The organism is Moritella sp., assembly GCF_033791185.1.
Classification (GTDB): Bacteria; Pseudomonadota; Gammaproteobacteria; order Enterobacterales; family Moritellaceae; genus Moritella.
On the sequence record NZ_JASJHF010000324.1, the window covers coordinates 1 to 5,693 of the forward strand.

General features: G+C 43.5%; 5 protein-coding genes. 1 reads left to right on the top strand and 4 read right to left on the bottom strand.

Annotated elements, in window-relative coordinates; genetic code table 11:
- From QNK26_RS18615 to QNK26_RS18625, 3 genes are all read right to left on the bottom strand, one after another.
- Positions 1–244, bottom strand: a 244-nt coding sequence (locus tag QNK26_RS18615) for a VF530 family protein (RefSeq protein ID WP_319225629.1), incomplete at its 3' end; no start/stop codon positions are given.
- A gap of 220 nt (positions 245–464) precedes the next feature.
- Positions 465–2,102, bottom strand: a complete 1,638-nt coding sequence (groL, locus tag QNK26_RS18620; RefSeq protein ID WP_319225630.1) for a chaperonin GroEL — start codon at positions 2,100–2,102, stop codon at positions 465–467.
- 65 nt (positions 2,103–2,167) lie between these two features.
- Positions 2,168–2,458 carry a co-chaperone GroES gene (locus tag QNK26_RS18625; RefSeq protein WP_101063843.1) on the bottom strand — a complete coding sequence of 97 codons (291 nt, stop codon included), beginning with the start codon at positions 2,456–2,458 and terminating at the stop codon, positions 2,168–2,170.
- Positions 2,459–2,796: 338 nt separating this feature from the next.
- On the opposite strand from QNK26_RS18625, the gene QNK26_RS18630 reads away from it, so the two are divergent.
- Positions 2,797–4,185 carry an MATE family efflux transporter gene (locus QNK26_RS18630; RefSeq protein WP_319225632.1) on the top strand — a complete coding sequence of 463 codons (1,389 nt, stop codon included), beginning with the start codon at positions 2,797–2,799 and terminating at the stop codon, positions 4,183–4,185.
- Positions 4,186–4,238: 53 nt separating this feature from the next.
- Here the strand turns inward: QNK26_RS18630 and QNK26_RS18635 are convergent.
- Positions 4,239–5,693, bottom strand: a 1,455-nt coding sequence (locus QNK26_RS18635) for a methyl-accepting chemotaxis protein (protein WP_319225634.1), incomplete at its 5' end; no start/stop codon positions are given.

Sequence of the window (5,693 nt, forward strand, 5' to 3'; positions counted from 1 at the left end):
CCCTGATTATTTTCCCCGTTTCTTTATGCTTACTACAAAATGTTTTTAGGTATAAAATTTCAACTCTACTGCGTGCCCAAGGGGTTGTACGCAGAAATATCAAGCTTGATTTAAGGCGCGCTTTATTGGTAAAACAACGAATATTAAGTAACTCACCCATCTTATCCCAACCAATTTTCTTCTCTAGCTCGGTTAGAATCTGTTCAAGTTTAACGCCGTGTAGCGGATCATTACTATTATTCATAGTCTACCTAAAATCAAAAAATAGCATTGTAACAAGTTTCCTAAATATTGACAGACTTATGCGTTTAACTCAGGTAAAAGTGCACCAATAACTTTATGGAAAAGCTAATTTGCACCTATAAAAAAAGCCTTAATCACGAAATATCAGATTAAGGCTTTTTTAATTTCTGAGGCTTAGCGTTTAATCGCTAACAGCAGAGATGTAATTGCGTTTCCGCAGACTACATCATGCCGCCCATGCCACCCATACCGCCCATATCAGGCATGCCAGGTGCTGATGCATCAACAGGTGCATCAGTGATCATAGCTTCAGTCGTGATCATTAGACCGGCAACAGATGCAGCAAATTGTAGTGCTGAACGTGTTACTTTAGTTGGATCTAGGATACCCATAGCAATCATGTCGCCATATTCGCCAGTACCAGCGTTGTAACCGTAGCTACCAGCGCCTTCACGAACGTTGTTAGCAACTACAGATGCTTCGTCACCGGCATTTTGCACGATTTGACGTAGTGGTGCTTCCATTGCTTTTAGTGCAACGTTAATACCGACTGTTTGATCTTGGTTGTCACCAGTAAGACCTTGGATTGCAGCAGCAGCACGTACAAGTGCAACACCACCACCAGCAACAACGCCTTCTTCAACAGCAGCACGTGTTGCGTGTAGAGCATCATCAACGCGGGCTTTTTTCTCTTTCATTTCGATTTCAGTTGCTGCGCCAACTTTAATTACCGCAACACCACCAGAAAGTTTAGCTACACGTTCTTGTAGTTTTTCTTTATCGTAATCAGAAGATGAATCTTCGATTTGCTTACGGATCTGAGCAACACGACCTTGGATAGTCGCTTCATCACCGATACCATCAATGATTGTTGTTTCATCTTTAGTGATGATGATACGTTTTGCTTGACCTAGTTCAGCAACAGTTGCTTTTTCTAGCTCCATACCGATCTCTTCAGAGATAACAGTACCAGCGGTAAGCATAGCGATGTCTTGTAACATTGCTTTACGACGGTCGCCGAAACCAGGTGCTTTAACAGCAGCAACTTTAACGATACCGCGCATGTTGTTCACAACTAATGTCGCAAGTGCTTCGCCTTCAAGGTCTTCAGCAATAATTAGTAGTGGTTTAGATGCTTTAGCAACACCTTCAAGTACCGGCAGTAATTCACGGATACTAGATACTTTTTTATCTACTAATAAGATAAATGGAGATTCTAATTCAACGCTACCCGTTTCTTGGTTAGTGACGAAGTAAGGAGATAGGTAACCGCGATCGAACTGCATACCTTCAACAACGTCTAGTTCGTCTTCAAGTGCTTGACCGTCTTCAACAGTAATAACACCTTCAGTACCGACGCGATCCATTGCTTCAGCGATAATTTTACCTACGCTTGCATCAGAGTTCGCCGAGATAGTACCAACTTGTTCAACCGCTTTGGTATCTGAACAAGGTACTGATAATTCTTTTAGTTCTGCAACAGCCGCTTTAACCGCTTGGTCAATACCGCGTTTCAGATCCATAGGGTTCATGCCAGCAGCTACCGCTTTCAGGCCTTCGTTCACAATTGCTTGTGCAAGTACTGTTGCAGTTGTAGTACCATCACCCGCAGCATCATTTGCTTGAGAAGCAACTTCTTTGAGCATTTGTGCGCCCATGTTTTCGAATTTGTCTTCTAATTCGATTTCTTTGGCAACAGTAACACCATCTTTCGTGATCAGTGGTGCGCCGAAGCTTTTATCGATAACAACGTTACGGCCTTTAGGACCTAATGTTACTTTTACTGCGTTCGCTAGGATGTTTACGCCATTAAGCATTTTATCACGTGCGTCTAAGCCGAATCTTACGTCTTTAGCCATCTTAAATTGTCCTTTTAAAATCTATTAATTGGTTGGTTAGCTATATAAGTTATAAATACTAAGATTTATTCAACTACTGCTAAAATATCGGCTTCGCTCATGATTAAAACTTCTTTACCATCAATCTTTTCAGCTTTAACGCCATAACCTTCATTAAAAATAACTGTATCGCCAACGCTAACTGCTAAAGGACGTACTTCACCGCTATCAATTAAACGACCGTTACCAACAGCAATAACTTCACCGCGAGTAGATAATGACGCTGATGCACCAGTAAGCACGATACCGCCTGCTGATTTAGTTTCTTGCTCTTGGCGACGAACGATCACACGATCGTGTAGTGGACGAATTGTCATTTGAAGATCTCCTAAAGAATACTGTTGCGAATATCAAGGGTCGATTATTTACCGATACCATGACTATGGGATAATATATCGGGGCAACTACTTTCCAACTCAAGGGAAAAGTGAAAAATAGTTCCGAAATTCACGTCTAACTTACAGTTTTTAGATTGTTTCTACAATTTTTCAGATTGTTTTCGTAAATAGAAGTGTAAATGTCGAGGAAAAAACTAAAACAAAGCTTTTTGTAGACGCAGAAAAGAGTAATATAATCCGAACTAAATTTAGCCCATAAACCGCTCTTATGACTCAGTTTAGGCCATCACGTTCGCGCACATTTTAGGTAATAACTATTGAAAGATAAACACGGTCTTCTCTCAGCACCCGTCTCGCAGGTAATGACAAAAATGGCAGTGCCAATGGCCTATGGTTTATTAGCCGTGCTTGGCTTTAGCTTAGTGGACACTTACTTTGTCAGTTTATTGGGTACCCAAGCATTAGCCGCAATTAGTTTTACCTTCCCAGTCACCTTCTTTGTCTCTGCATTAGCCATGGGCATAGGCACGGGTTTATCCGCTTGTTTAGCACGTTTACTTGGCCAAGGTCTGCATCAAGACGCTGCACGATTAACTTCAGATGGCTTGTTGTTAGCACTTACTTTGGTGTTATCTGTTGCCGCTATAGGCATTAGCAGCATTCAGCCATTATTTAAACTGCTTGGTGCCAGCGATAGCTTAATCGTTTATATCCAAGATTATATGTTCTATTGGTACGTCGCGATCCCCTTCTTAGTCATCCCTATGGTAGGTAATGCCGCCATCCGTGCCACTGGCGATACCAAAACGCCAAGCCGAGTGATGATCATTGCTGGCTTTATGAATGGCATACTCGACCCACTACTTATTTTTGGTATAGGTCCTTTTCCTGAGCTCGGCGTCAAAGGTGCTGCGATTGCGTCTGGCCTATCGTGGTTAATTACCTTTGCCGTGGCGCTATACTTATTACGCTATCGTGAACAATTACTGCTATTAAGCAAACCAAAGCTCACCGACATGCTCAGAAACTGGCGTAAGATCGCCGTGATTGGTATGCCAGCGTCATTGACCAACATGCTTAGCCCTGTAAACAATGCCTTTGTGATGTGGCAATTGGCAGCTTTTAGCACCACAGCCGTTGCAGCTTATGGTGCCGGCACGCGTATAGAAGCTATTTTTCTGGTTGGGATGATCGCGGTTAGTTCAATGTTATCGCCTTTTATCGCTCAGAATTCATCAGCCAATAACCCACAGCGTTGCTTAACCGCGATCAAATTGGCGATCCGTTATTCATTAATATCGCAGCTGACTATTTATCTCGTTATTGCCTTAACCGCCCCTTATATTGCCACCTTATTCAGTGATGACGTGGAAGTAATCAGTCACTTATCCTTATACCTTTATATTATTCCCGCTTCCTTTGCGATGCAGGGGGTGATGATGGCTATCGCGTCAAGCCTAAACGGCTTTAATCGGCCAATAGCAGCATTAAGTTTAAGCCTGAGCCGTTCATTATTGATTATCAGCCTATCGAGTATCGGCGGTTATTATTATGGCGAAAACGGCATCTTTTGTGGTATTGCCAGTGCCAACGTCTTGGTGGGGTTATTAGCCTTGTATTACGCACAGAAATTACAAATAGAATTGCAACGAAAATTACAATTTGAAGTTGTGTCCACAACAGAGACACAATCACGCTCTAAATAACGCGCCAAGATCAATTAACTCAATAGCCCCTCAAAAAGGGGCTAAATTAGCGATTAAGACAGTTTGAATTTATTGACCAGTGTAGCCAACTGTTCATTTGCCGCAGCCAGACTTTGCGTACTTTCTGTCGTTTCCTGTCCATTGGCCGTCAACTCTTGCACCATGCCTTGGATGGTATGCATGTTGCGAGTGATCTCTTCAGTGACTGAACTTTGTTCTTCTGATGCCGTAGCAATTTGCGCACTCAGATCGTTAATCACCACAATTGACTCTGTCATGATATCTAAGCTTTCAGCAACCCGAGAAGCATTATCTGCCACCTGCTCACAGCTCTGCTTAGTTTCATCCATAACGTCGACGGCGACAGAGGCATCACGACGTAACGTCGTCAACATCTCGTTAATTTGCGCCGTACTGTCCTGAGTGCGGGCAGCAAGGGAGCGCACTTCATCCGCTACCACAGCAAAACCACGTCCCTGTTCACCAGCGCGAGCGGCTTCAATCGCAGCATTAAGCGCAAGCAGATTGGTTTGATCCGCTATACCGCCGATGACTTCAAGTACAGTCGCTATCTGCTGGGTATTATTGTTCATGGTGTGAATGCTGTCTGCAGCAGTATCCATCTCCGTAACTAGCGCCATCACACTGGTAGATGCATCAGCCACCGTTATCTTAGAAGCTTTAGCTTCATCATTGGCACTCTGAGTATTCGCCGCCGTCTGCACCGCATTTTGCGCCACGATATCTGCGGTGGTACTCATTTCAGTAATAGCGGTGACCGCAAGTTCCGTTTCCTCAGTATGACTATTCAGCGCTTGGCTGTTACGCTCTGACTGCGCATGAATCTGCTGGATACCGTCAGTTATATGACTAGAAGCCTGTGAAATTTCCAGCATCATAGCCTGCAAATAACCAATGAAGGTATTCACCGAGTGGCTGATATCGGCCAACTCGTCATCAGAAGTGATCTCAAGACGTGAGGTTAGATCTGCTTCACCGGTAGACAAAGTATCGATACGGGTTTTCAGAATGACCAACTTAGCAACGATGTTGTTCACCACCCAAATCGATACCAACACCGACAGCACAAATAGCACAGCCGCAAAGCCGATACTGCGAGAAACTTCGTCGTCAAAGATCGCTGCAGTCGCATTGGTTAAACTTTCCTGGATCGAAGTGACATCACTCTCATAAGCTCCAGTCCCTATGATCCAATCCCATTCCGGCATAATTTTTCGTACATAGGTGATCTTATTCTCGGTTTTTTGGGTTGCCGGATTTTCGAAAGGTATCAGCAAAAATGCATCCGATTTACCAGCTAAGCTGGCAACTGCTTTACGGGTATTATCGACAGTCTGACCGATAAGCGATTGGTTCGTATGTGCCAGAATCTTACCTTTACTATCCTGGATCCAAAAATAACCATTTTTGCCATACTTTGCTGCCTGAATATTCTTGAGCGCGAGATCAATCTTGCCCTGTTTTAAGGTACTAATATATTCGCCAGT